Genomic DNA, 22,237 nt, shown 5'->3' on the forward strand with positions numbered 1-22,237 from the left:
TTGGTTGCTGCAACCATTAACCCTATAGTTGCAGTGACCAACCAACTGAGGCGGTGACGCGCGCCATGGGCAGCGATGTCTGGAGCGAGCTGGTCGACCAGGGACGTCTCCTGGTCCGGCTCGGGAAGCTGCTCACCCACCGCCACGTCGAGATCTACGAGGGCGTGGGTCCGACCCTGGGCGGCATGCTCGCCGCGCTGAGCAAGGGCGGCCCCATGCGGCTGACGGCACTCGCCGACCAGCTGCAGGTGGACACGTCCGTCGCCAGCCGGCAGGCGGCCGAGCTGGTGGAGCGGGGGCTGGTGGAGCGCCGTCCGGACCCGGACGACGCGCGCGCCGGCATCCTCGGCCTCACCGCCGACGGCCACGCCGTGCTCCAGCGCGCCCGCGAGCGCAGCGGCGAGATCGTCGCCGCCGCGCTCCAGGACTGGAGCGAGGCCGAGGCCCGGCAGTTGGTCGACCTGCTCACCAAGCTCAACGGCGATCTCCGCGAGGAGCTGTGCGGGGGAAGGGAACGCGTCCGATGACGACAGAGGATGCCGCGCCGACGACGATGAGTCATCGGCAGGTGCTGGAGGCGATGTCCGGGCTGCTGCTCGCCATGTTCGTGGCGATGCTGTCCGGGACGATCGTCGCCAACGCGCTGCCACGGATCATCGGCGACCTCGGCGGCAACCAGGACCAGTACACGTGGGTCGTGACGGCGACCCTGCTCGCGGCCACGGCCACCACCCCGATCTGGGGCAAGCTGTCCGACCGCATGAACAAGAAGCTGCTCGTGCAGCTGTCGATCACCGTCTTCGTGATCGGCTCGGTGCTCGCCGGGTTCTCGCAGAACACCGAGCAGCTGATCGGCTTCCGCGTCCTGCAGGGCCTCGGCCTCGGCGGGCTGCAGGCGCTCGTGCAGATCGTCATGGCGTCGATCGTCAGCCCGCGCGAACGCGGCCGGTACATGGGCTACTTCGGCGCCGTCATGGCGGTGGCGACGGTGGGCGGCCCGCTGCTGGGCGGCTTCCTCGTCGACTCCAGCCTCGGCTGGCGCTGGTGCTTCTGGGTCGGCGTCCCGTTCGGCGTCGCCGCGCTGGTGCTGCTGCAGCGGACGCTGAAGCTGCCGGTGCTCTCGTCCGACACCAAGATCGACTGGCTCGGCTCGCTGCTTATCCCCGGCGGCATCAGCATCCTGCTCATCTGGGTCACCCTGGCCGGCAAGAACTTCGAGTGGGTCTCCTGGGCGAGCGCGGCGCTCGTCGCCGGCGGCGTCCTGCTGATCGCGCTGGCGGTCGTCGTGGAGCGCCGCGTGGCCGACCCTGTCGTGCCGCCGCGGCTGCTGCGTCAGCGCACGATGATCCTGGCGATCATCGCCAGCGTCGCCATCGGCATCGCGATGTTCGGCTCGTCGGTCTTCTTCGGGCAGTACTTCCAGATCTCCCGCGGCTACTCGCCGACGGCGGCCGGGCTGCTGACGCTGCCGATGATCGTCGGCCTGCTGCTCGCGTCGACGATCACCGGCCAGCTGGTCACCCGGTTCGGGCGGTGGAAGAGGTTCCTCGTCATGGGGACCGGGCTGATCGTGGTGGGGCTCGGGCTGCTGGGCACCATCGACCACGCGACGTCGCTGGTGCTGATCGGCGTCTACATGGCCATCCTGGGCGTGGGTGTCGGGTCGAGCATGCAGAACCTCGTGCTGGCCGCGCAGAACGGCCTCGACTACCGCGATCTCGGCGCCGGCACGTCCACGGTGACGTTCTTCCGCTCGCTCGGCGGCGCGGCCGGCGTCTCCGTCCTGGGCGCGATCCTGGCGACGCACGTCACGGACCTCATCTCCGACGGGCTGGCCGGCATCCCGGGCGCGGGCGCCGCCACTCAGGACGGCGGGTCGACGTCGCTGGACCTGAGCGGGCTGCCCGGGCCGGTGCGCACCATCGTCGAGCACGCGTACGGTGACGCGACGGCGCTGGTGTTCCTCATCTCCGGCGCGATCGCGCTGGCGGCGTTCGTCGCCGTGCTGTTCATGCGCGAGACGACGCTGCGCACCACGGTGGGCGACGCGGAGCTGGCCGAGCTGGAGGGGGCGCCGGCGCGGGCATAATGTGTTGTCAACCGACGTCGAACCCGGGAGAACACGCGTGCACCGCTGGACCGATCTCGACCAGGTCCCTCCCGGGTTCGGCCCGTCCGTCGTCACCATCGGCAACTTCGACGGCGTCCACCTCGGCCACCGGCAGGTCCTGACCCGCATGGTGGCCGACGCCGCGGCCGCCGGCGCGCAGTCCGTCGCCGTCACCTTCGACCCCCACCCGCGCCGGCTGCACCGGCCCGAGGACGCGCCGCCGCTGATCACCGGCGTGCGCGACAAGCTCGAGCTGCTCGCGTCCACGGGCCTCGACGCCGTCCTCGTCCAGCCGTACACGTGGGAGTTCGCCCGCCAGTCGCCGGAGGAGTTCGTCCGCCGCTTCCTGGTCGACGGCCTGCGCGCCGTCACCGTCGTCGTCGGCCGCGACGTCCGGTTCGGCTGGCAGAACGCGGGTGACCTGTCGACCATGCTCGAGCTGGGCTCGCGTCATGGATTCACCGTCGAGGTGATCCCCGAGGTCACCACCCCCGACGGCGCCCGCCGCTGGTCGTCGACGTGGGTGCGCGAGCTGCTGCGGTCCGGCGACGTCGCCGGCGCCGCGGAGATCCTGGGGCGGCCGCACCGCCTGCGCGGCGTCGTCGTCGAGGGCGACAAGCGGGGGCGCGACCTCGGTTTCCCGACGGCGAACCTCGCCTCGGACGCCGACGGCCTGGTGCCGGCCGACGGCGTGTACGCGGGCTGGCTGTCGCGTCCGTCCGGCGACCGGCTCCCGGCCGCGATCTCGATCGGGACGAACCCGACGTTCGCCGGCGAGTCGCGGCGGGTCGAGGCGTACGTGCTCGGCCGCACCGACCTCGACCTCTACGGCGACGAGATCCTGCTCGAGTTCGTCGAGCGCCTGCGCCCCACCCTGAAGTTCGACTCCGTCGACGACCTCATCGCCACCATGCACGACGACGTCGCCAAAGCCCGCGTCGTGCTGGGCACTTAGGCGTCCGGGACGCGGCTCGGGCCGGGGAAGTCCGTCCGCACCGCGTCCATCACCACCTCGTCGCACGCTTCGCCGCGCCACCAGCCGGCCTGCCGCAGCCGTCCGGCCGGCCGGAAGCCGGCGCGCTCGTAGGCGCGGATCGCGCGGGCGTTGGGTTCCAGCACCTTGAGCCACACCATCCGCAGCGCCGCCAGGTGAAAGCCCCAGTCCAGCGTCAGCACGGCGGCGTCGGCGGCGAACCCGTGCCCGCGCGCCTCCGGGGCCAGCAGCATGACGAACTCCGCCGTCCGCACCGCGGGGTCGACCCGCAGCACCGTCAGGCCCACCGGCGCGCCGTCGTCCAGCCGCACCACCTCGAACGCCGCCCTCCGGTCGTCGCGCGCCTGCGCCTCGTACCCCGCCGTCCGCGTCTCGATGCTCTGCGGCAGCTGGGTGCCGTACCCGAGGATGGTCGCGGGGTCGTTCTCCCAGCGGTGGTAGTCGCCCACGTGCGCGGCCGTCGTCAGGGCCAGGCCCAGCCGGTCGCCACGGAGCAGCATCCGTTCGTCGGTCACGGCCGTCAGCCTAGGCAGCGCGCGCGGCGAGCGCCGTCGTGAACCGGACACCCGTGGTGATCACCAGCGTCCCGTCGGCCTGCCGGGCCGGCTCGAGCGCCTCGGCGACGGCGGCGCGGGCGGCCGGGAGGTCCGCCGGCGCGATGCGCTCGAGCGCGCCGCGGTATCCCACCGACCACGCCCAGTCCCACCACTGGCCGGCGTCGCGAAAGCGGACCGCGACGGCGACGTCGGCGACCACGACGTCGGTGAAGCCGGCCGCCGTGACCATGGCGGCCAGCGCGGCCGGATCGTCGAACACGTCCGGCACGTCCGCGCCGAGACCCGCCCTGCGGCGCAGCCGGCGCCGGGCCTCCTCGGCGTGCGGGTCGGGCGGGCCGTAGGTGCTGGCGGCGAGGCGCCCGCCGGGCACGAGCACCGAGCGGTACGACCGCAGCGCGGCCGCTGGATCCGGCAGCAGGAACAGCACGAAACCGGCGAGGACGGCGTCGACGCTCGCGGGCGCGAGACCCGGCGCGGCGGCGTCGCCGACGCGGACCGTCGCGTGCGCGATCCCGCGCGCCGCGAGGTCGGCGGCCGTCAGCTCGACCATCGCGGGGGAGAGATCGACGCCGGTGACGCGGCCGGTGCCGCCTACGGCCGCGGCCGCCGGGACCAGCACGTGACCGCGCCCGGTGCCGACGTCGAGGACGTGGTCGCCCGGACGCAGGTCCGCCCGGCCCACCAGCTCGCGGCCGAGCGGCGCGAAGAAGTCGACGCCGGTACGCTCGTACCCGGCCGCCGCGCGGTCCCAGATCCCGCCGTTCATGCCGACCACCCTAGGGTCGATTGGGTCCTGACTGGGCCGCGCTGGTATCCTTGGCGCCGCCGTCAGAACGGCCGCGGTTTCATAGTGCACCGGTGGACATGCCCGGAAGCGCCGCGCAACGATTCGACAAGGAGTTCCGTGCCGACCGACACGAAGACCAAGCAGGCCATCATCGCCGACCACGCTCGTGGCGACGGCGACACGGGCTCGCCCGAGGTGCAGATCGCGCTGCTCACGCACCGCATCAACCACCTCACCGAGCACCTGAAGGTGCACAAGCACGACCACCACAGCCGCCGCGGGCTGCTGCTGCTGGTCGGGCAGCGCCGCCGGCTGCTCAAGTACCTGCAGCGGGTCGACATCGCGCGCTACCGTGCGCTGATCGAGAAGCTCGGCCTGCGCCGATGAGCTGACGCCGTGGGAGCGGACTCCGACACCGGATCCGCTCCCTCGGTCTATCAGCCGCCGGCACACAATTGAACAACGCCCAACCGATCAGGGCGGCCGTCTTGAACGCGGCAGGCCGGTCCTCGGTTGTGGCCCTCGGGAAACTGACCCGCGGGCTTCCATCGAAGACCGGCGCGTACGAGATCTCATTCGAGCGGCCTCCCGCCACGCTCCAGGAGGACGACCCATGTCGGGTCCGCAGATTCACAGCGCCGAAGCCGTCATCGACAACGGCAGGTTCGGCACCCACACCATTCGCTTCGAGACCGGCCAGCTCGCCCAGCAGGCGGCCGGCTCCGCCGTCGTCTACCTCGACGACGAGACCATGCTGCTCTCCGCCACCACGGTGTCGAAGAACCCGAAGGAACACCTCGACTTCTTCCCGCTGACGGTCGACGTCGAGGAGCGCATGTACGCCGCGGGCCGCATCCCCGGCTCGTTCTTCCGTCGCGAGGGCCGGCCCAGCGAGGAGGCCATCCTCACCTGCCGGCTCACCGACCGGCCGCTGCGCCCGTCGTTCGCGAAGGGCCTGCGCAACGAGGTCCAGGTCGTCATGACGATCATGTCGCTGCACCCCGACCACCTGTACGACGTCGTCGCCATCAACGCGGCGTCCGCGTCGACCCAGCTCGCCGGGCTGCCGTTCTCCGGCCCCGTCGGCGCCGTGCGGGTCGCGCTGATCGACGACCAGTGGGTCGGCTTCCCGAACCACTCGCAGCTGTCCGAGGCCGTGTTCGACATGGTCGTGGCCGGCCGGGTGCTGCCCGACGGCGACGTCGCCATCATGATGGTCGAGGCCGAGTCGACCGCCGAGACGTGGGGCCTGGTCCAGGCCGGCCGCACCGCGCCGACGGAGGAGGTCGTGGCCGCCGGCCTCGAGGCCTCCAAGCCGTTCATCACGGCGCTGGCCACCGCGCAGAAGCAGCTGGCCGACGCCGCCGCGAAGGAGACCGCGGAGTTCCCGGTCTTCCTCGACTACACCGACGAGGTCTACGCCGCCGTCGAGGCCGCGTCCCGCGACGAGCTGGCCAAGGCGCTGACCATCGCCGCCAAGCAGGAGCGCGAGCAGCGCCTCGACGAGCTCAAGGCCGAGGTCAAGCAGCGCCTGGCCGAGCAGTTCGAGGGCCAGGAGGGCCAGATCAGCGCCGCGTTCCGGTCCGTCACCAAGGCGGTCGTCCGCGAGCGCGTGCTGCGCGACCAGGTCCGCATCGACGGCCGCGGCCTCACCGACATCCGCACGCTGTCGGCCGAGGTCGGCCCCATCCCGCGGGCGCACGGCTCGGCGCTGTTCGAGCGCGGCGAGACGCAGATCCTCGGCGTCAGCACGCTGAACATGCTCAGCATGGAGCAGAAGCTCGACACCCTCTCGCCCGAGACGTCGAAGCGCTACATGCACAACTACAACTTCCCGCCGTACTCCACCGGCGAGACCGGCCGCGTCGGCTCGCCGAAGCGGCGCGAGATCGGTCACGGCGCGCTCGCCGAGCGGGCGCTGCTGCCGGTCCTCCCGGCCCGCGAGGAGTTCCCGTACGCCATCCGCCAGGTCTCCGAGGCGCTCGGGTCGAACGGCTCGACGTCCATGGGCTCGGTCTGCGCGTCCACGATGTCGCTGCTCAACGCCGGTGTGCCGCTGCGCGCGCCGGTCGCGGGCATCGCCATGGGGCTGATCTCCGGTGAGGTCGACGGCGAGCAGCGCTACGTCACGCTCACCGACATCCTCGGCGCCGAGGACGCTTACGGCGACATGGACTTCAAGGTCGCCGGCACGCGCGAGTTCGTCACGGCGCTGCAGCTCGACACCAAGCTCGACGGCATCCCGGCGTCGGTGCTGGCCGCCGCGCTGCAGCAGGCGCGCGACGCCCGCCTGACGATCCTCGACGTCATGTCCGAGGCCATCGCGGTGCCCGACGAGATGAGCCCCTACGCGCCGCGGATCATCTCCATCAAGATCCCGGTCGACCAGATCGGCGCGGTCATCGGCCCCAAGGGCAAGGTGATCAACCAGATCCAGGACGACACCGGCGCCGAGATCGCCATCGAGGACGACGGCACCATCTTCATCGGCGCCACCGACGGCCCGTCCGCCGACGCCGCGCGCAACGCCATCAACGCCATCGCCAACCCGACGATGCCGGAGGTCGGCGAGCGCTACCTCGGCACCGTCGTCAAGACGACGAGCTTCGGCGCGTTCGTCTCGCTGCTGCCGGGCAAGGACGGCCTGGTGCACATCTCCAAGCTGCGTGCCCTCGCGGGCGGCAAGCGGGTCGAGAACGTCGACGACGTCGTCTCGGTCGGGCAGAAGATCCAGGTCGAGATCACCGAGATCGACGACCGCGGCAAGCTCGCCCTGACGCCGATCGTCGAGGAGGAGACTCCCGCGGCCGCCGGTGAGGCGAGCGAGTCCTGACGGTCGCGTGACCACCACGTCGACACGGACGCTGCTGGGGGAGGACGAGGGCGGACTGGTCCGCCGTACCGTCCTCCCCGGCGGCCTGCGCATCGTCACCGAGGCCGTGCCGACGGTCCGGTCGGTCGCCTTCGGCATCTGGGTGGGGGTCGGCTCGGTCGACGAGCTGCCCACCCAGGCCGGCGCCACGCACTACCTCGAGCACCTGCTGTTCAAGGGCACTCCGAAGCGCTCCGCCCTGGACATCTCGGCGGCCATCGAGTCCGTCGGCGGTGAGATCAACGCGTTCACCGCCAAGGAGTTCACCTGCTACTACGCGCGGGTGCTCGACGCCGATCTGCCGCTGGCGGTCGACGTCGTGGCCGACATGGTCACGTCGTCGCTGGTCACGCCGGCCGACGTCGAGAGCGAGCGCGATGTCGTCCTCGAAGAGATCTCCATGCGCGACGACGACCCGTCCGACGCCGTGCACGACCTCCTGGCCGGGCACATGTGGGGCGACAGCCCGCTGGGCCGGTCCATCCTGGGCACGGTCGACAGCATCACCGGCATGGCCCGCGACACCGTCAACGACTACTACCGGCAGCACTACCTGGCCCGGAACATGGTCGTCGCGGTGGCCGGAAACGTCCGCCACGACGACGTCGTCGCGCTGGTCGAGAAGGCGTTCGGCGCGGCCGGCTTCCTCGACGGCGACGACGAGCCGGCGGCGCCGCGCACCGGGGGAGTCGCGCCGTCGTCCGGTCAGGGCGTCACGCTGCTGCACCGGCCGACCGAGCAGGCCAACGTCGTGCTGGCGGTCCCCGGGCTGGCCCGCAACGACGAGCGCCGGTTCGCGCTCGGCGTGCTGAACGCCGCGCTCGGCGGCGGCATGTCGTCGCGGCTGTTCCAGGAGGTCCGCGAACGGCGCGGCCTGGCGTACTCGGTCTACTCGTACGCCGCGCAGCACGCGGCGGCCGGGCTGCTCGGCGTCTACGTCGGCTGCCAGCCGAAGAAGGTCGACCAGGTGCTGGAGCTGTGCCGCGCCGTGCTGGCCGAGGTCGTCAGCGGCGGCATCACGGCCGAGGAGCTGGAGCGGGGCAAGGGCCAGGCGCGCGGCGGACTGGTGCTCGGGCTCGAGGACACCAGCGCGCGGATGAGCCGGCTGGCGAAGGCCGAGCTGGTCTACGACGAGCTGCCCAGCCTCGACCAACTGCTCGCGCGGGTCGAGGCCGTCACGATCGACCAGGTCACCGACCTCGCCCGGACCCTGCTGCCGGCCTCGCCGACGCTCGCCGTCGTCGGGCCGTTCGAGTCGGCCGGCCGGTTCGAGGCTGTGCTGGGTTGATGACGCCGTCGCCGCGCGAGCTGCTGTATCGGTGGTACGCGCGGCGGCTGACGGCGTCGTTGCGGGCCGGGCGGCTGCCGCGGCACGTCGCCGTCGTCATGGACGGCAACCGGCGCTGGGCTCGCGCGGCCGGCTACACCGACCCGTCGATCGGGCACCGGTTCGGCGCCGAGCACGTCGACCACCTGCTCGGCTGGTGCTCGGCCGTCGGCATCGGGCACGTGACGGTGTACGTGGCGTCGGCCGACAACCTGCGCAAACGCGGGTCTGACGAGGTCGACCACCTCATGCGGATGGTCGAGGAGGTCGTCGCGCTGCGGCTGGCCGACCCCGCGCACGAGTGGCGGCTGCACGTCGCCGGACGGCTCGACCTGCTGCCCGACTCCACCCGGCTGGCGCTGAAGCGGGCCGTCGCGGAGACGGCCGGGCGGACGGGTCCGGCGCTGACGGTCGCGATCGGCTACGACGGCCGCCAGGAGATCGTCGACGCCGTCCGTTCCTATGTCGACGAGGCCGAGCTGGCCGGAGCGGCCCCGTCCGTCGCGGAGCTCGCCGACCGCCTCACCCCCGACGACATCGCCCGGCACCTGTACACCAGCGGCCAGCCGGAACCCGACCTCGTCATCCGGACCAGCGGCGAGCAGCGGCTGTCCGGCTTCCTGCTGTGGCAGTCGACCCAGGCCGAGCTGTACTTCTGCGACGCCTACTGGCCCGGCTTCCGCCAGGTCGACTTCCTGCGGGCGCTACGGACGTACGCCCGGCGGTCCCGCCCCGCCTAGCTCGCGGCGTGCAGCCGCCGGCCGTGCGCGACCACGTCGTCGACCAGTGCCTCGACGTGCTCGGCCTCGGTACGGTAGCTGATCAGGCAGGCGCGGATGGCGTACCGGCCCGCGACCACCGCGTTCGACGGGTACACCCGGCCGGCCCGCTGGACGGCGTACAGGATGCGCTCGTTGAGGTCGTCGAGGTAGGCGGCGTCGTGCGTGCCCGGCGGGACGTAGCGGAAGCAGACGATCGACAGCTCCGGGTCGGCCAGCGCCTCCAGCTCGTCGTGCTCGCCGACCAGGTGGTGCAGCCAGCCGGCCAGCTCGACGTCGTGGCGGATGCGCCGCGCGCTGGCGTCCCAGCCCTGCGCGAGCAGCGACACCCACACCGGCAGCGCGTCGAACGGCCGGGTGAACTGCGGCGTCCACTGGTAGCGCAGCATCATGTCGCTCTGGACCGCGGCGTCGAGCTTCGTGTAGTCGGGCTGCAGCGTGAACGCGGCGACGTGCCGGGCGGGGTCGCGGAACAGCACGAGGCTGGCCGAGATCGGCATGTTCAGCCACTTGTGCGGGTCGCAGGTGAGGGAGTCGGCCCGCTCGATGCCCGCGAACGCCGGGCGCAGCTCGTCCACCATCGCCGCCGGCCCGCCGTACGCGGCGTCGACGTGGAACCAGCAGCCGTGCTCCTGTGCGACGTCGGCCAGCTCGGCCAGCGGGTCGATGGCGCCCAGCTCCGTCGTCCCGGCCGTGCCGACGACGGCCAGCGGGCGGACGCCCTCGGCGAGGTCGCGCTCGATCGCCGCCGCGACCGCGTCGGGACGGAGCCGGAACCGGTCGTCCGTCGCGATGCGCCGGACCGAGGCGGTGCCGAGCCCGAGCAGGTCGGCGGCGCGGTCGACGGTCTCGTGCACGTCGTCGGAGCCGTAGATCGCCAGCGGCGGCCCGGCCGCGACGCCGTCGCGCCGCACGTCCCAGCCGGCCAGCGCGTCGCGGGCGACAGCCAGCGCCATGAGGTTCGCGGTCGCGCCGCCGGTCACGAACGCGCCGGACGAGTGCTCGGGCAGGCCGAGCCGGGCCGCGAACCAGGCGAGCACGTGGTTCTCGATCTCGGTCGCGGCCGGGCCGAGCGGCCAGCCGCCGAGGTTCTGGTTGATGCCGGCCGCCAGCAGCGCGGCCGGCGCGCCCGGCACCGTGCCGGCGCCGGTGATGAACGCCATGAAGCCGCCGTGGCCGGTCTGCGCGCCGTGCTCGAACACGACGGTGCGCAGGTGGTCGAGGAGCTCGTCGTCGCCGAGCGGCTTGTCGGGCACGTCGCGGCCGTCGAGGACCGCGGCCCGGGTCTGGGCCGGAGTGTGCGGGTGCGTGACCGGCATCGCGGGCAGCCGCCGCAGGTACTCCGTCCACAGATCCAGCGTGGTCCGGCCGAACTCGGCGGCGCGGTCCGGGGTCCAGTCGAGGTCGGGGAGTGGCTCTGGTCGCTGCATGGGCCGACCGTACTCCCGGGGGCGTGTGACGGGCCGGGTGACGTCAGGCGCCGGCGTAGTCGTGCTGGCGCCAGGCCTCGTAGACGGCGACCGCGGCCGAGTTCGACAGGTTGAGCGAGCGCCGTCCGGCCAGCATCGGGATGCGGACGAGGCCGGTGATCCGCTCGTCGTCGAGCACCTCGGACGGCAGGCCGGTCGGCTCCGGGCCGAACAGCAGCACGTCGCCGGCCTGGTAGGCGACGTCGCTGTGCCTGGTGGTGCCGGTGGTGGCGAACGCGTAGACGTGCTCGGGGTTGATCGCCGTCCACGCTGCCGGGAGGTCGTCGTGCACCGTCACGTTGGCGAGGTCGTGGTAGTCGAGGCCGGCCCGGCGCAGCTTGGCGTCGTCGAGGTCGAAGCCGAGTGGGCGGATCAGGTGCAGGTGGGCGCCGGTGGCCGCGACCATGCGGATGGCGTTGCCGGTGTTCGGCGGGATGCGCGGCTCGTAGAAGACGACGTGGAACACGAGGTGGACGATCTCACGACCGGAACGTGCGGCGGTAGCCGGACGGCGACACGCCGAGGCCGGCGCGCAGGTGCTGGCGCAGCGAGGCGGCCGTGCCGAAGCCGCTCCGCCGGGCCACCTCGTCGACGGCGAGGTCGCTGTCCTCGAGCAGGTGGCGGGCGCGGTCGACGCGCTGCTGGATCAGCCACTGGCCGGGGCTGACGCCGACCTCCTGGCGGAACCGGCGGGTGAACGTGCGCACGCTCATCGCCTGCCGTCCGGCGAGGTCACCGAGGGTGAGCGGCTGGTCGAGGTGTGCCAGCGCCCAGGCACGGGCGTCCGCCGTCGTGGCGGCGGCCGGTTCGGGGACCGGCTGGTCGACGTACTGGGCCTGGCCGCCGTCGCGCCACGGCGGGACGACGCAGCGGCGGGCCGCACGGTTGGCGACGGCGGTGCCGAAGTCGCGGCGGACGATGTGCAGGCACAGGTCGATGCCGGCCGCGACCCCCGCGGAGGTCAGGATGTCGCCGTCGTCCACGAACAGGACGTCGGGGTCGAGCTTGACCTGCGGGAACAGCTCGGCGAACCGCCCGGAGCTGCGCCAGTGCGTCGTCGCCGGGCGACCGTCGAGCAGGCCGGCGGCGGCCAGCGCGAACGCGCCGGTGCAGATCGAGACGATGCGTTTCGTCCCGATCGTCCCGAACGCGGCGCTCAGGTCCGCGGGCAACGTCCCCTCGCGGGAGATGCTGGTCGTCTCGTACGACGCGGGCACGACGACGGTGTCGGCCGCGGCGAGCGCCTCCTGGCCGTGCCTGACGACGACCTCGAAGTCGGCCTCGGTGCGGACGGTTCCCGGCTCGAGGCCGCATGTGCGCACGTCGTACAGCGCGCGTCCGTCGGCCGTCCTCGCCGCGCCGAAGATGCGGGCCGGGATCGACAGCTCGAACGGGATCACGCCGTGCCGGGCCAGCACGACCACGCGATGCGTCATGGCCGGATCCTTTCACAGAGTGGCTGTCGGGCCACTGGTGGCACGGGCTCCCGTACCGGAGGATCGTCGGGTGACGCAGACCGTGGCCGCCCGCCCGACGTCCCGGCGTTCTCCCGGCCGCGTGCATCGCGCCTGGTGGGTGGCGCTCGTCGCGTTCATCGCGCTGGTAGGTGCGGCCGCCTTCCGGGCGACGCCGAGCGTCATGATCGAGCCGTTCCGCGACGAGTTCGGCTGGTCGCACGGCACCATCTCGTTCGCGATCTCCGTCAACATCATGCTGTACGGCCTGACGTCGCCGTTCGCGGCCGCGCTGATGGAGCGGTTCGGCATGCGCCGGGTCGTGGCCTGTGCGTTGTCGCTGGTGTCGGTGGGAAGCGGGCTGACGGTCCTCATGACGGCGAGCTGGCAGCTGGTGCTCTGCTGGGGCCTGCTGGTCGGCCTCGGGACCGGCTCGATGGCCCTCGCCTTCGTCGCCACCGTCACCGACCGCTGGTTCGTCGCCCGGCGTGGCCTCGTGTCCGGCATCCTCACCGCCGGGACCGCCACCGGGCAGCTCGTCTTCCTGCCGCTGCTGGCCGTCCTCGTCTCCGACCACGGGTGGCGGCCGGCTTCGCTGCTGGTCAGCGGGGTGGCGCTGGCTGCGGTGCCGCTGATCTGGTTCCTCCTCCGCGACCATCCCGCCGACGTGGGGCTGCTCCCGTACGGCGCGCCCGCTCCCAGCCCCGGCGTCGCACCTACCCCCGCATCGTCCGCCGCCATCACGTCCGCCCCGTCCGCCGCGCCGTCGCCCGTCGCTCCGTCCTCGGCGTCGCCCGTCACTCCGGCCGCGGCCTCGCCGGCACCGGGAGCGGGCCGCCGGGCGATCACCGCCCTGACGACGGCCGCGCGCACCAAGGCGTTCTGGCTGCTGGCCGGCACCTTCGCCATCTGTGGTGCGTCGACGAACGGCCTCGTCGGCACGCACTTCGTCCCCGCGGCGCACGATCACGGCATGCCGGTCACGACGGCCGCGGGACTGCTCGCGGTCATCGGCATCTTCGACCTCATCGGCACCGTCGCCTCCGGCTGGCTGACGGACCGCTTCGATCCGCGGCTGCTGCTCGGCGTGTACTACGCGCTGCGCGGGGTGTCGCTGATGGTGCTGCCGCTGCTGCTGGCCGGCGAGGTGCACCCGCCGATGCTGTTCTTCATCGTCTTCTACGGCCTCGACTGGGTCGCCACCGTCCCGCCGACGATCGCGCTGTGCCGTGAGCACTTCGGCGCCTCCGGCCCGATCGTCTTCGGCTGGGTCCTGGCGTCGCACCAGATCGGCGCCGCGCTGGTCGCGTTCGGCGCCGGCCTGACGCGGGACGCGTACGGCAGCTACGACCTGGCCTGGATCGGCGCCGGCGCTCTGTGCGCCATGGCCGCCGCCATGGCCCTCGCCATCCGACGTCGCGCCCCTCGTCCGCCCCTATCCGCGACCACGTGACCCCGCGTTTCCCGTCACTCCACCTCCCGACGACCCGCCTCTCGGACGCGCACCGGCCGCTGCCGCAGCGGCCCCATCACCCGACGACCGCGGCCTCTCGGGAGCGCCCCGGCCGCTGCCGCAGCCGCCCCATCACCAGACGACTGCGGCCTCTCGGGAGCGCGCCGGCCGCTTACTGCCGCGACCCCGCCACCCGACCTCGCGCCGCCGGTCCATCTCTTCCCTCGGCCGCCTGACACGCCGCGGTCTCGTCGCTCCACCACCCCCACGACCGCCGCCTCTCGAAGGGCGCCGCCGTGGCTACTGCGGCGCCGTCACCCGACGACTGCGGCCTCTCGGGAGCGCCCCGGCCGCTACTGGCGCGACCCCATCACCCGACCTCGCGCCGCCGGTCCGCACCTTCCCGCGACCGCGTGACCCCGCGTTTCCCGTCGCTCCACCTCCCGACGGCCCGCCTCTCGGACGCGCTCCGGCCGCTACCGCAGCGGCCCCATCACTGACGTCGTGCCAGGCCCCAGCCGCCGAGGCGTTGCTGTGGCCGCCGCCGGACCGGCCGGCCTCAGAAACCGTCCGCGCGAACGGCCTCGGCGATGCGCCGAGTCGCCCGGCTGGCGCGTTGACGGGCGGCGGCCCAGCTGATGCCGTGCCGGTCGGCCGCCGCGCTGCCGCCCGCCTGGCCGGGCGCCGGCGCGTAGATATCGACCAGCAGTGTCGCGTCCTCCCTGCTGACCGTTCCGTTGCCGACCGCCCACGCGAGCAGGTCGAGCAGCTCCAGGTCCGCCGGTCCGCCCGCCCGAGCTCGGTCAGACGCTGCCCCACCGCCCTCGGCCGGATGCAGGTACTCGGGGCTCGACGGCGTCTCGTGCCGCTGGTGCGCGAGCTCGTTAACCGTCAGACGCAGCGTGTCCATGGCGATGTTCGCCGCGACCTTCACCGGCCGCCGCTCGACCGGATACCCCGCGACTACCGTCCACAGCGCCGTCACGGCGGCCTGCTCGAGGTTGGCCCGCGTGTCGCGCCCGGCGTGCGTCGCGGCGATGCGGACGGCCTTCCCGAGCATGAGCTGGAACACCGACCTCAGCGCGAGCTGGTCGCCGCGCCGCCCGAGCCGCAACAACGGCATCAGCACCCCGTCGGCGTCGCGCCGAACCGCCGCCTCGAGGTCGCCCAGCGACCGGAGCCCTACCAGCCGCCAACGCGCGACCGCCGCGTCGGATGCCGGGTCGGCGCAGAGCCGGAGCCACTCGGCGTTCAGTTGCCCGATCAGGCTGTCGTCGCTGCGTCGGGCGGGACGGTTCGCACGCGCGGAGCCGGCGTCCTGCCGCACGCCTCGTGCGGCGGCAGGGCGCTCGCCGCGGCCGACGTGGACGCGGTCGTGCCTAGCACTGCTCTGGGTGCCGTCGTCCTCGGCCTGGACGCAGTTGTGCTCGGCGTCGGTCGGGACGAGTCGCTGCCTGGCCTTCGTCGTGGTCTTGGCGGGGCCGTGCTCGGCGTCGGCCGGGACGAGTCGCTGCCTGGCCTTCGTCGTGGTCTTGGCGGGGCCGTGCTCGGCGTCGGTCGGGACGAGACGCCGCTCGGCCTGTGCCTCGGCCTGGGTGTGACCGGCCTCGAACCGGGCACGGCCATGCCCAGACGCTGCCTCGGCTGGGACGAGTCGCTGCCTGGCCTTCGTCGTGGTCTTGGCGGGGCCGTGCTCGGCGTCGGCCGGGACGAGACGCCGCTCGGCCTGTGCCTCGGCCTGGGTGTGACCGGCCTCGAACCGGGCACGGCCATGCCCAGACGCTGCCTCGGCCGAGTCGAGACGCAGCCCAGCCGTCGCCTCGGTCTGGGCGCCGTCGCAACCGGCCTCGGCCGTCGACGCATCCCCCTTGGCATGGCTGGCATGCCCGGCGCGGACCCTCGCGGGCGCTGGGGCAGTGGTGGTTGCGGACACGGTGGCTCCCTCCGGGGTGGGACGCCTCCACACTCGCGAACGGCACTTGCCCGGAAACTTGCCCGAACGCCATGTACGCAGATCACAACGGTTGCCCGACTGCTCCGACCGCTTGCCCAGCGGTCCGTCGGCCGCGCTTGTCCACAGGCTCGTCGGATCCGCGGAGTTGTCCACATTCCGACGAATCGCCGTTGAGCCGGCCGGCTCAGCGGAGCAGGGTCGAGGCATGACCAAAACACGCGCACACAAGCGCCGCGACAAGCGGCGAGCCACCCGCAGGCACGAAGCCGGCGACGAGATCCGATTCAAGCCACGCGACCGCGAACTGGTCGTGGAGGCGATGCTTGCCGAACAGGACGGCGACATCGGCCACGCCCTTGCCTGCCTGGTGCGAACACCTCATCGGTTCGGCAGTTCGTGGGCGAATCAGCTCGCCGAACTGGCGACACTCGGCGACCGCGCCGAGCACTGGCAGTGGGCCAGGTTCGCCGTGGCCGCGGCGCAGCGGTGGGCCGGCGTCATTCCGAGCCCGCTCGCCGCCAAGGTCGAGCGCGAGGTCTGTGCAGGAGCACAGGTCACCCTCGTACCCGACGCCGCCGACCATCCCTGGCAGGCGGTGGCCGAGCACGACGCCATCGCGCGCACCGCCGCGAACGTCCTGCTGTTCGACGAACTCCTCCTCGAACTGTTCCTGGTCCGGGTCGCGCCCGGACTCGATCGCCGTGGCGGTGGCGGCGGAAACTGGGCGAGCACGTCCGCCCGGGCGTACGAGCTGGGCGACGTCACCGGGGTCGAGCTACGTGTGCGCGATCACGAGACGGAGGAGTGGCAGGTCGTCCGGCACCTGGGCGAGTCGGTGGGCCTGCCGCCCGATGCGCTTCTCTACGGGCGCATCCTCCACGTTCCCGGTGTGCCCGCGGCGGTCTTCGCCGATCCGCCCATCGTCATCGACGTAGCCGCGGCCGAGCAATTGGCCCCGCTGGCCGCGACGGAACCGCACCTGTCCGAACGCTGCGTCGCACTCGGCGCGGCGATCCGGTCCGGCTTCAAGTATCTGCAGGCGCCACCGGAGTACGGCGGCGAGCCGGCCGCCGGTGTGCGGATGCTGATGGACCAGGGCCTCGATCGGCTGGCGGCCGAGCGATTCGCGGAGGTGCAGTCGCTCGTGGCGATGTACGCGGTCGACCAGAGCTCCGCCCCGGCCTACGCCTTCCGCGCGGCCGAGGCGCTGACCCATCCGCCGGTCGAGGCCGAGGTACGGCGACGGCTGGTGGGCCCGACCTATGCGGTGATGTGGCGGGCGCTGGCCGATGCGAGCAACGGGTTCGACCGGGAGCGCTTCCTCTCCCTCGCCGCCGCGGAACCGGTGAGTGCGGAGCCGGTGCGATGACTCGGCGAGTGATGACGGCGGACCAGGGCGGGAGGTGATCAATGACGTACGAGAGACTGTGCCCATGACGTTGCGGGTGGCGGTGATCGGCGCGGCCGGTCGGATGGGTCAGCAGGTGGTCGACGCGGTCGAGCGCGCCGACGGTCTGGAGTTGGCCGGACGGTTCGACGTCGGCGACGACCTCGGTGATCTGGGCGGTGCTGACGTCGCGGTGGAGTTCACCGTGCCGGGCGCGTCGCTCGCCAACGTGCTGCACTGCGTCGAGCAGGGTGTGCACGCGGTGGTCGGCACGACCGGCTGGACCGACGAGTCGCTGGGCCAGGTTCGGGCGGCGCTGGCCGTGCAGCCGAAGGTGGGTGTGCTCATCGCGCCGAACTTCGCCATCGGAGCGGTGCTGACGATGCGGTTCGCCGCACAGGCGGCCCGGTTCTACGAGTCGGTCGAGGTGATCGAGCTGCACCACCCCGACAAGGTCGACGCGCCCAGCGGGACGGCGATCCGGACGGCCGAAGTGATCGCCGAGGCCCGGCGGGCGGCGGACGTCCCGTCGGCGCCCGATGCGACGGCGAGCGGGCTCGACGGCGCCCGTGGTGCTCGGGTCGAGGGTGTGCCGGTGCATGCGGTTCGGCTGCGTGGGCTGGTCGCGCACGAGGAGGTGCTGTTCGGGTCGCCCGGCGAGACGTTGACGATCCGGCACGACTCCTTCGACCGCGCGTCGTTCATGCCGGGCGTGCTGGCCGGCGTGCGCGGTGTGGTCGATCGTCCTGGTCTGACGGTCGGACTCGAGGAGATCCTCGACCTGTGAGAGGTGAACGGCGCGACCGCGTCTGGGCCGGCGCCATGGCGGTCCTGGTAGGCGCACTGCTCGTGCTGGTGCTGTGGCGGGGCGTGCTGCTGATCGGCTCCGGGACGGCCGCCGGCGTCGGCATCGGTGTGGCGGTCGCCGTGATCGCGGTGGTCGGCGCGTGGGTGCTGTGGCGGTCGGTGCGGTTCGGGCTGCGGATGCAGACGCTGGCGCGCGAGCTGGAGAGCGAGGGCGGCCTGCCGGTCGACGACCTGCCGCGCAGGCCGAGCGGACGAGCCGAGCGGGCCGCGGCCGACGAACTGTTCGAACGACGGCGAACCGAGGCCGAGGCCGACCCGGAGAACTGGCGGGTCTGGTTCCGTCTGGCCCTCGCCTACGACGACGCCGGCGATCGGTCGCGCGCACGTGAGGCCGCCCGGCGGGCGGTCGCCCTGCACGGCTGACGACGGCTCGCTGGCCGCTGGCCGCCGCCTGCTGGCCGGTGCGTCGTCAGGCCGGCGACTGTGCCGTCGGCGGGCGGTTGCGCCGCCGGGCGGATGGGCGACTTCCGACGACGGCAGTGGCGACGCGGCGGGTTTCGGCGGCGACGGTTGGTGGTGCCGGTCGGTGGTGGACGGTCGCGGGGCAGGGGCGACGCGGCGGGGGTCGGCGGAGGTGGACGGTCGCGGGCAGTGGCGATGCGGCGGGGTTCGGCGGCGACGGTTGGTGGTGCCGGTCGGTGGTGGACAGTCGCGGGGTAGGGGCGACGCGGCGGGGTTCGGCGGTGGTGGACGGTCGCGGGCAGTGGCGATGCGGCGGGGTTCGGCGGCGACGGTTGGTGGTGCCGGTCGGTGGTGGACGGTCGCGGGGCAGGGGCGACGCGGCGGGGTTCGGCGGTGGTGGTTGGTGGTGCGGGTCGGTCGCGGGCAAGCGCGACGCGGCTGGAGGCGTGACCGGCCGGACGACTGGTGATGACGACCCTCTTCTCACGGTGATCGAAACCGGGCAAGGTAGGCGGACGGGGGTGAGAGCCGAGGGAGTCGGGTGATGGGTGTGCAGCGGAGCAGACGGACAGCGGCCGCGGTACTGGCCGGGGCGATCGCCGTGGCGGGAGCTGGGCTCTTCGCACCCGCGCAGGCGGCCGAGGCCGAACGTTCCGGACCGGCGGAACCGGCTGGGCAGACCGAGCGCGCCAGGCAGGTCGAGTCGGCAGGACAGGTCGAGACGGCAGGACAGGTCGAGACGACAGGACAGACCGAGCGCGCCGGGCAGCTGGAGCAAGGGGAGTCCGGGCGACGTCCGTCGCAGCCGGAGAAGCAACCGACGGCGACGGGGTATGGCGGCGCGGTCGCGACCGTCGACGCCGACGCGACGGCGGCCGGGCTGCACGTGCTGCGCCGGGGCGGGACGGCGGTCGACGCGGCGGTGGCGGCGGCAGCGGCGCTGGGCGTCAGTGAGCCGTTCTCCGCGGGCATCGGCGGCGGTGGGTTCTTCGTGTACTACGACGCGAGGTCCGGCGAGGTCAGCACGCTCGACGGGCGGGAGAGCGCGCCGGCGACGGCCACCGAGGACCGGTTCATCGACCCCGCGACCGGCGCGCCGCTGGCGTTCGCCGACGCGCGGGTGAGCGGGCTGTCGGTCGGGACGCCGGGCACGCTGGCCACGTGGGCAGAGGCGCTGGACCGCTGGGGCCGCTTCGACCTCGCCCGCAACCTGCGTCCCGCCATCGACCTGGCCGAGGACGGGTTCGTGGTCGACGAGACGTTCCGGTCGCAGGTCGCGGCGAACGCGGCGATCTTCGCCGACTTCCCGGCGACGGCCGAGCTGTACCTGCCGGCCGGCGCGCCACCCGCCGTCGGCACCGTCCTGCCCAACCCCGACCTCGCCGACACCTACCGGCAGATCGCCCGCCACGGCATCGACGTCTTCTACGAGGGCCCGATCGCCGGCGAGATCGCGGCCACCGTCCAGGAGCCGCCGGTCCGCGACGGCGCCACGCGCGTCGTCCGCCCCGGCGACCTGACGACGGACGACCTGGCCGGCTACGAGGTGATCGAGCGTGAACCGACCCTCGTCGACTACCGCGGCCTGCAGGTCTACGGTATGCCGCCGCCGTCGTCGGGCGGATCGACCGTCGGCGAGGCGCTGAACATCCTCGAGAACTTCGACCTCGGCGCCATGGACGAGGCGCAGGCGCTGCACCACTACCTCGAGGCGACGGCGCTCGCGTTCGCCGACCGCAACCGCTACGTCGGCGACCCTGACGTCATCGACGTGCCGCTGGACGAGCTGCTGTCGCAGGAGTTCGCCGACGAGCGCGCCTGCCTGCTCGACCCCGACGCGGCGGCGCCGAAGCCGGTCGCGCCGGGCGTGCCGGACGGCGACTACGGCGACGGCTGCGCGACCGCCGCCGACCCGGCCGCCGTCGCCGACGAGGGCTCCACCACGCACCTGACCACGGCCGACCGCTGGGGCAACGTCGTCGCGTACACGCTGACGATCGAGCAGACCGGCGGCAGCGGCATCGCCGTCCCCGGCCGCGGCTTCCTGCTCAACAACGAGCTGACCGACTTCAACTTCGCGCCGACGCAGGGCAGCGCGCCCGACCCGAACCTGCCCGGCCCGGACAAGCGGCCGCGCTCGTCGATGGCGCCGACGATCGTGCTCGACGAGGACGGCGAACCGCTGCTGGCGGTCGGCAGCCCCGGCGGCGCGACGATCATCGGAACGGTGCTGCAGACGTTGGTCAACCGCATCGACCTCGGCATGGACCTCCCCAGCGCGCTCGCCGCCCCGCGACTGTTCCAGCCCAACGCCGTGAACACGTCGGCCGAGAACGCCATCGCCACCGGCCCGCTCGGCGCGATTCTGCGTGACGAGTACGGGCACTCGCTCGCGGCGACGGCGGAGATCGGCGCCGCGACGGGGATCGAGTTCCTCGGACGGCATCGGCTGCAGGCGGTCGCGGAGCCGGTCCGCCGCGGCGGCGGCAGCGCCGGCGTACTGCTGCCCATCCGCTGGCCACGCGACTGACGAGGTTGCATGGCCGGCTCCGACCGGGCGCGGCCGGGCGACGGCGAGCGGCGCGGGGACGGCGGCGCCGGCTGGGCGGTGCGGCGAGTGGCTGAGCAGCGTGCGGCGCGGCCGGTGAGGGCGGGCGGTGGAGCGGGGTGACGGCTGGCGACGGCGGATGGAGCGGCCGGCGGCGGCTGGCGAGGTGACGGTGGGCGGGCGATTGGCCGGGGCGGATGGGGTGGGGCGGCGCGGTTGGTGGCGCCGCCCCGCGTCGGGTCAGGTGAGGGCGCGCAGGAGGGCCGTCACGGCGGCGGCGACGATGATGACGACGAGGAAGGACTGGCGGAGGAGCAGGGCGACGACCCCGGCGCCGACGCCGGCGAGGAGGCGCAGGTCGAGGCCGAGCGAGCCGCCGGAATCGAACAGCTCGACGGCGACGAGGCCGGCCAGCATCGCGACCGGCAGCAGCGTTGCCACCCGCTGCACGTCGTCGCGCTCGAGGACCGACGACGGCAGCGACACGCCCGCCAGTTTGAGCGCGTAGCAACCGACGGAGGCGACGATCACCGCGATCCAGACCCCCGTCATCGCGCCGCCTCCGGGCCACGCCGCGGCAGCAGACCGGCCACGACGGCGATCGGCGCGGCGGCGAGCACGGGCACACCGGCCGGCACCAGCGGGATCAGCGCCGTCGCCACCAACGCCCCGCCGGCCGCGACCCACCGTCCTTCGGCAGAACGCAGCCGCGGCCACAGCAGCGCCAGGAACGCGGCCGGGATCATCGCGTCCAGCCCGAGCGTCTCCGGCTCACCGATCGCCGACCCACCCACCGCACCCACCAGTGAGCCGGCGTTCCACAGCAGGAACAGCAGCACGCCAGTGGCCCAGAACGCGTACCGCTGCGCCGTCCGCCCGTCGCGCCCGACCGCCATCGCCGTCGTCTCGTCGATGACCAGGTGCGCCGTCACCAGCCGGCGCGGCCCGGCCAGCGACCGCCGGCCGAGGATCCGCGTCAGCGGCACCCCGTAGAACGCGTTCCGCACGCCGAGCAGCAGCGCCGTCGGCACGGCCGCCAGTCCCGCACCGCCGGCGCCGATGACGCCGACCAGCGCGAACTGCGACGCGCCGCTGAACATCACCAGGCTCAGCACCATCGTCTGCCACACGCTGAGACCGGACGCGACGGAGACGGCGCCGAAGGAGGCGCCGAACGCCGCGGCGTACGCGGCGATGCCGGCGGCATCGCGCCGGATCGCGGAGCGCGATTCGTCACTCATGCGGGCAGACAGTACTGAAACGCACCGACAGTGATG

At 73.3% G+C, this 22,237-nt stretch carries 20 protein-coding genes; 12 read left to right on the forward strand and 8 right to left on the reverse strand.

From position 1 onward, the window contains the following. The first annotated feature begins 65 nt into the window (after window positions 1-65). Genes BLU82_RS08260 through BLU82_RS08270 form a run of 3 tightly spaced genes read left to right on the forward strand, consistent with a single transcriptional unit; the run spans window position 66 to window position 3,065 of the window. Window positions 66-527 (forward strand): MarR family winged helix-turn-helix transcriptional regulator, encoded by a 462-nt coding sequence (locus BLU82_RS08260; protein ID WP_092618328.1) that lies wholly within the window; start codon window positions 66-68, stop codon window positions 525-527. After that, a complete protein-coding gene (locus BLU82_RS08265) occupies window positions 524-2,089 on the forward strand; it encodes an MFS transporter (RefSeq protein WP_197682808.1) in 1,566 nt (521 codons plus the stop codon). The genes BLU82_RS08260 and BLU82_RS08265 overlap by 4 nt, the downstream gene beginning before the upstream one ends. Window positions 2,090-2,126: 37 nt before the next feature. Continuing rightward, entirely contained in the window at window positions 2,127-3,065 is a 939-nt protein-coding gene (locus BLU82_RS08270) for a bifunctional riboflavin kinase/FAD synthetase (protein ID WP_092618334.1), read from the forward strand. On the opposite strand, the gene BLU82_RS08275 is transcribed toward BLU82_RS08270, so the two are convergent. Then, window positions 3,062-3,619 carry a GNAT family N-acetyltransferase gene (locus BLU82_RS08275; protein WP_092618337.1) on the reverse strand — a complete coding sequence of 186 codons (558 nt, stop codon included), beginning with the start codon at window positions 3,617-3,619 and terminating at the stop codon, window positions 3,062-3,064. The two genes, BLU82_RS08270 and BLU82_RS08275, sit on opposite strands and share 4 nt — an antisense overlap. 10 nt (window positions 3,620-3,629) lie before the next feature. After that, entirely contained in the window at window positions 3,630-4,427 is a 798-nt protein-coding gene (locus tag BLU82_RS08280; RefSeq protein WP_197682809.1) for a class I SAM-dependent methyltransferase, read from the reverse strand. A 138-nt stretch (window positions 4,428-4,565) separates the two neighbouring features. Between BLU82_RS08280 and rpsO the strand changes: the two genes are divergently transcribed. From rpsO to uppS, 4 genes are all read left to right on the forward strand, one after another. Then, window positions 4,566-4,835, forward strand: a complete 270-nt coding sequence (gene rpsO, locus BLU82_RS08285) for a 30S ribosomal protein S15 (RefSeq protein ID WP_069113885.1) — start codon at window positions 4,566-4,568, stop codon at window positions 4,833-4,835. A 226-nt stretch (window positions 4,836-5,061) separates the two neighbouring features. Then, entirely contained in the window at window positions 5,062-7,281 is a 2,220-nt protein-coding gene (locus BLU82_RS08290) for a polyribonucleotide nucleotidyltransferase (RefSeq protein WP_092618340.1), read from the forward strand. Window positions 7,282-7,288: 7 nt separating this feature from the next. Beyond that, window positions 7,289-8,608 carry a pitrilysin family protein gene (locus tag BLU82_RS08295; protein ID WP_092618343.1) on the forward strand — a complete coding sequence of 440 codons (1,320 nt, stop codon included), beginning with the start codon at window positions 7,289-7,291 and terminating at the stop codon, window positions 8,606-8,608. Then, window positions 8,608-9,387 carry a polyprenyl diphosphate synthase gene (gene uppS, locus BLU82_RS08300; RefSeq protein WP_092618346.1) on the forward strand — a complete coding sequence of 260 codons (780 nt, stop codon included), beginning with the start codon at window positions 8,608-8,610 and terminating at the stop codon, window positions 9,385-9,387. The genes BLU82_RS08295 and uppS overlap by 1 nt, the downstream gene beginning before the upstream one ends. On the opposite strand, the gene BLU82_RS08305 is transcribed toward uppS, so the two are convergent. From BLU82_RS08305 to BLU82_RS08315, 3 genes are read right to left on the reverse strand one after another with little or no spacing between them, the layout of a single operon-like run. Next, window positions 9,384-10,856: a pyridoxal-dependent decarboxylase gene (locus tag BLU82_RS08305; RefSeq protein ID WP_092618349.1), complete on the reverse strand. Its 1,473-nt coding sequence runs from the start codon at window positions 10,854-10,856 to the stop codon at window positions 9,384-9,386. The genes uppS and BLU82_RS08305 overlap by 4 nt on opposite strands. Window positions 10,857-10,899: 43 nt before the next feature. After that, a complete protein-coding gene (locus BLU82_RS08310) occupies window positions 10,900-11,361 on the reverse strand; it encodes a tRNA (cytidine(34)-2'-O)-methyltransferase (RefSeq protein ID WP_092618352.1) in 462 nt (153 codons plus the stop codon). Window positions 11,362-11,374: 13 nt separating this feature from the next. Then, window positions 11,375-12,331, reverse strand: coding sequence for a GlxA family transcriptional regulator (locus BLU82_RS08315; protein ID WP_092618355.1), 957 nt, complete (start codon window positions 12,329-12,331; stop codon window positions 11,375-11,377). Here BLU82_RS08315 and BLU82_RS08320 point away from each other — a divergent pair. Then, window positions 12,330-13,802, forward strand: coding sequence for an MFS transporter (locus tag BLU82_RS08320; RefSeq protein ID WP_092618359.1), 1,473 nt, complete (start codon window positions 12,330-12,332; stop codon window positions 13,800-13,802). The genes BLU82_RS08315 and BLU82_RS08320 overlap by 2 nt on opposite strands. Before the next feature lie 559 nt (window positions 13,803-14,361). Here the strand turns inward: BLU82_RS08320 and BLU82_RS08325 are convergent. Continuing rightward, window positions 14,362-15,735 carry a hypothetical protein gene (locus BLU82_RS08325; protein WP_092618362.1) on the reverse strand — a complete coding sequence of 458 codons (1,374 nt, stop codon included), beginning with the start codon at window positions 15,733-15,735 and terminating at the stop codon, window positions 14,362-14,364. Window positions 15,736-15,901: 166 nt separating this feature from the next. On the opposite strand from BLU82_RS08325, the gene BLU82_RS08330 reads away from it, so the two are divergent. The 4 genes from BLU82_RS08330 (at window position 15,902) to ggt (ending at window position 20,942) form a co-directional block, all read left to right on the forward strand. Further along, on the forward strand, window positions 15,902-17,125 hold the full coding sequence (locus BLU82_RS08330) for a hypothetical protein (RefSeq protein ID WP_157740712.1): 1,224 nt from the start codon (window positions 15,902-15,904) through the stop codon (window positions 17,123-17,125). Between the two features lie 64 nt (window positions 17,126-17,189). Further along, the gene (gene dapB / locus BLU82_RS08335; protein ID WP_092618368.1) at window positions 17,190-17,930 is read left to right on the forward strand and encodes a 4-hydroxy-tetrahydrodipicolinate reductase; all 741 of its coding nucleotides are present in this window, start codon (window positions 17,190-17,192) and stop codon (window positions 17,928-17,930) included. Next, window positions 17,927-18,373 carry a hypothetical protein gene (locus tag BLU82_RS08340; protein ID WP_231947738.1) on the forward strand — a complete coding sequence of 149 codons (447 nt, stop codon included), beginning with the start codon at window positions 17,927-17,929 and terminating at the stop codon, window positions 18,371-18,373. The genes dapB and BLU82_RS08340 overlap by 4 nt, the downstream gene beginning before the upstream one ends. A 583-nt stretch (window positions 18,374-18,956) precedes the next feature. Beyond that, entirely contained in the window at window positions 18,957-20,942 is a 1,986-nt protein-coding gene (gene ggt, locus BLU82_RS08345) for a gamma-glutamyltransferase (protein WP_092618371.1), read from the forward strand. Window positions 20,943-21,200: 258 nt separating this feature from the next. On the opposite strand, the gene BLU82_RS08350 is transcribed toward ggt, so the two are convergent. Then, window positions 21,201-21,512, reverse strand: a complete 312-nt coding sequence (locus tag BLU82_RS08350; RefSeq protein WP_092618374.1) for an AzlD domain-containing protein — start codon at window positions 21,510-21,512, stop codon at window positions 21,201-21,203. Beyond that, on the reverse strand, window positions 21,509-22,201 hold the full coding sequence (locus BLU82_RS08355; RefSeq protein WP_092618377.1) for an AzlC family ABC transporter permease: 693 nt from the start codon (window positions 22,199-22,201) through the stop codon (window positions 21,509-21,511). The genes BLU82_RS08350 and BLU82_RS08355 overlap by 4 nt, the downstream gene beginning before the upstream one ends. Between the last annotated feature and the right edge of the window lie 36 nt (window positions 22,202-22,237).

Origin of the sequence: Jiangella sp. DSM 45060 (genome assembly GCF_900105175.1) — a bacterium.
GTDB lineage: Bacteria > Actinomycetota > Actinomycetes > Jiangellales > Jiangellaceae > Jiangella.

What these genes read in the sequence shown, in the direction of transcription:
- BLU82_RS08260 (WP_092618328.1), top strand. Translation starts at nt 66, where the DNA reads ATGGGCAGCGATGTCTGGAGCGAGCTGGTCGACCAGGGACGTCTCCTG.
- BLU82_RS08265 (WP_197682808.1), top strand. Translation starts at nt 524, where the DNA reads ATGACGACAGAGGATGCCGCGCCGACGACGATGAGTCATCGGCAGGTG.
- BLU82_RS08280 (WP_197682809.1), bottom strand. Translation starts at nt 4,427, where the DNA reads ATGAACGGCGGGATCTGGGACCGCGCGGCGGCCGGGTACGAGCGTACC.
- BLU82_RS08290 (WP_092618340.1), top strand. Translation starts at nt 5,062, where the DNA reads ATGTCGGGTCCGCAGATTCACAGCGCCGAAGCCGTCATCGACAACGGC.
- uppS (WP_092618346.1), top strand. Translation starts at nt 8,608, where the DNA reads ATGACGCCGTCGCCGCGCGAGCTGCTGTATCGGTGGTACGCGCGGCGG.
- BLU82_RS08305 (WP_092618349.1), bottom strand. Translation starts at nt 10,856, where the DNA reads ATGCAGCGACCAGAGCCACTCCCCGACCTCGACTGGACCCCGGACCGC.
- BLU82_RS08320 (WP_092618359.1), top strand. Translation starts at nt 12,330, where the DNA reads ATGGCCGGATCCTTTCACAGAGTGGCTGTCGGGCCACTGGTGGCACGG.
- BLU82_RS08315 (WP_092618355.1), bottom strand. Translation starts at nt 12,331, where the DNA reads ATGACGCATCGCGTGGTCGTGCTGGCCCGGCACGGCGTGATCCCGTTC.
- dapB (WP_092618368.1), top strand. Translation starts at nt 17,190, where the DNA reads ATGACGTTGCGGGTGGCGGTGATCGGCGCGGCCGGTCGGATGGGTCAG.
- ggt (WP_092618371.1), top strand. Translation starts at nt 18,957, where the DNA reads ATGGGTGTGCAGCGGAGCAGACGGACAGCGGCCGCGGTACTGGCCGGG.
- BLU82_RS08350 (WP_092618374.1), bottom strand. Translation starts at nt 21,512, where the DNA reads ATGACGGGGGTCTGGATCGCGGTGATCGTCGCCTCCGTCGGTTGCTAC.
- BLU82_RS08355 (WP_092618377.1), bottom strand. Translation starts at nt 22,201, where the DNA reads ATGAGTGACGAATCGCGCTCCGCGATCCGGCGCGATGCCGCCGGCATC.